This is a genomic window from Mariniphaga sediminis (assembly GCF_003573545.1).
Taxonomy (GTDB): domain Bacteria; phylum Bacteroidota; class Bacteroidia; order Bacteroidales; family Prolixibacteraceae; genus Mariniphaga; species Mariniphaga sediminis.
The window spans coordinates 1-2,059 of record NZ_QWET01000056.1 but is presented as its reverse complement, the minus strand read 5'-3'; the positions used below and the strand labels follow the sequence as shown (position 1 = coordinate 2,059).

Sequence of the window (2,059 nt, the reverse complement as noted above, 5' to 3'; positions counted from 1 at the left end):
TTCCTGACAAACTTACTTTCAGGTCTGATAGCTTACTCCTTTCTGCCTAAAAAACCTACCCTTAGAATGGAAGAAGTTATTGACCAGACGCAAAGTTGTACGTTAGCTTAGCTCGAACTGACGTTAAATACATTTATCATCTACTAAATCATACTGTAATAATATTTCCGGATTTGAATAAGCCAAAATTGTATATTTTTTTAGTCGACAAGTACTTTCATAATAGATTATTAAATTCTCCTTTTGTTGAGTCCAAAAACTATCTTCTACAAACTCAAAAGATTTCAAGATATTAATTCTTTCCGTACACTCATTTTCAAGGTCGGTAAGACTTAATTCCTTTATTTTTTCTATTGTCCACGAGGTTGCATCAGTGTCAATATTTGGAGACCACCACAAATAATCAAAAGTATTTTGAAGTTGTTCTCTTGAATACTTTGTTGAATCAAATTTAGCCTTACAATCACAAAGTTCTTTCCAGTAGGTGAAATCTGAATATTGAGAATAAGATTCCATACTGTATAGAATTAATGTTAGTAATATAAGTTTTTTAATCATAGTTATTTACAGTCAGTTAATATGGCATACAACGGTTAACTGTATGTGGCGTAGTCGACTGCGTGCTATTTTCCTGTCAAGCCGAGATAGTGTAGATGCGGGAGATAAACCTACGATTACTCACAGAAACGGCTATGACATATACAGGTTGTTAGCGTTAGTAATTTATTTTATCCATTTTTCAAAATTTGAGCTGTTTATCACTTCAAATGAAGCGTCTGAATATGCGTTTTTCCATTGTGTCGGAATTTTTACTTTATCTTCTTTCCATTTAAATTCATATCCATATAATGAACCTCCTCTTTCTTCTACCCAATCTATCTCTTGTTGTTCGTATGTTCTCCAAAAATAGTTGTTAGACGATATTCTTTTGTAGCTTTGATATTTAAGCCTTTCACTAATCATGTAATTTTCCCAAAGTTGTCCAATGTCATTTCGGGCTTCGATTGGATTGAAATTTGCAATAATTGCATTTCTAATTCCATTATCTAAGAAGTACCATCTTGAATTTTTAGTAATTTCTTTTCTAAGATTGCGACTAAATCCTTCAACTTTATGTAGGATGAAAATTTTACTCAACAAGTCGAGATATTTTTCTGCTGTGTTTTTACTTATTCCAAGTTGTTTCCCTAATTCTTGTAATGAAACTTCTCCACCAATTTGAAAAGCAATCAGTCTTAAAAGATTAAAAATGGTTTGAGAATTTTTAATGTTTTCATAAACCAAAATGTCTTTTAGTAAATATGAACTAACCATATCATTCAGGTAATCAATTTTATCAGTCTGGTCAGGTAAATGAAGCAATTCAGGATAATTGCCAAAGATTAAACGTTCTCTAAGTTTATCTATTTTTGAAATACTATTTTCGATTTGGTTATACTCGTTTTCCGATAATGCAAATAAATTAAACGTATATTTTCTTCCGGTTAATGGTTCTCCGGCTTCTTTAGAAATATCAAATGATGATGAACCTGAAATTATGATTTTTAATCCTTCGATTTCATCAACCATCAGTTTTAACTTTAATCCAATATCTGGGATTTTTTGAGCTTCATCGATATATAAAACTCTATATGAACCAATAAGTTGTTTGTAATTTTCAACCGACCGAATTGCAAGTTTATCGTGAACATTAATGTCCTCACCATTTAATGAGAGAATAGGTTCGTCGATTGTTTCTAAAATTTCTTTTACCAGAACCGTTTTCCCTACACGTCTTGCACCAAAAACAATTACAACTTTATTAGGTTGAAGCTTATTAATGATATTTTCTGTTATATCTCGCTTTAAAAATTCCATAATTCCGTCATTTTAAAGACGCAATTTACAACAAATCTGTCAATAAGTAAAATGCTGTGCCGGATTTATTATTAACGCTAACGGCAGTCTGTCTAAAAACCTATTTTGGTATAGGAGATTTGAAAACTATTGGAGGGTTTTAGAAGCAGGTTTAAAATTTTCGGATTTTTCATTGTTAGTTTGAGTAATTGGTTTATCTGGT

The 2,059-nt window shown here is 31.2% G+C and carries 2 protein-coding genes; both read right to left on the bottom strand.

Features of this window, described 5'->3' with window-relative positions; genetic code table 11:
• Window positions 1-123 precede the first annotated feature (123 nt).
• Entirely contained in the window at window positions 124-516 is a 393-nt protein-coding gene (locus D1164_RS23535; RefSeq protein ID WP_147372288.1) for a hypothetical protein, read from the bottom strand.
• Window positions 517-723: 207 nt separating this feature from the next.
• A complete protein-coding gene (locus D1164_RS23530) occupies window positions 724-1,857 on the bottom strand; it encodes an ATP-binding protein (RefSeq protein ID WP_119352349.1) in 1,134 nt (377 codons plus the stop codon).
• Window positions 1,858-2,059: the final 202 nt, after the last annotated feature.

Bases quoted from the DNA above. Each gene is read 5' to 3' on its own strand.
- D1164_RS23535 (WP_147372288.1), bottom strand. From the start codon at position 516: ATGGAATCTTATTCTCAATATTCAGATTTCACCTACTGGAAAGAACTT.
- D1164_RS23530 (WP_119352349.1), bottom strand. From the start codon at position 1,857: ATGGAATTTTTAAAGCGAGATATAACAGAAAATATCATTAATAAGCTT.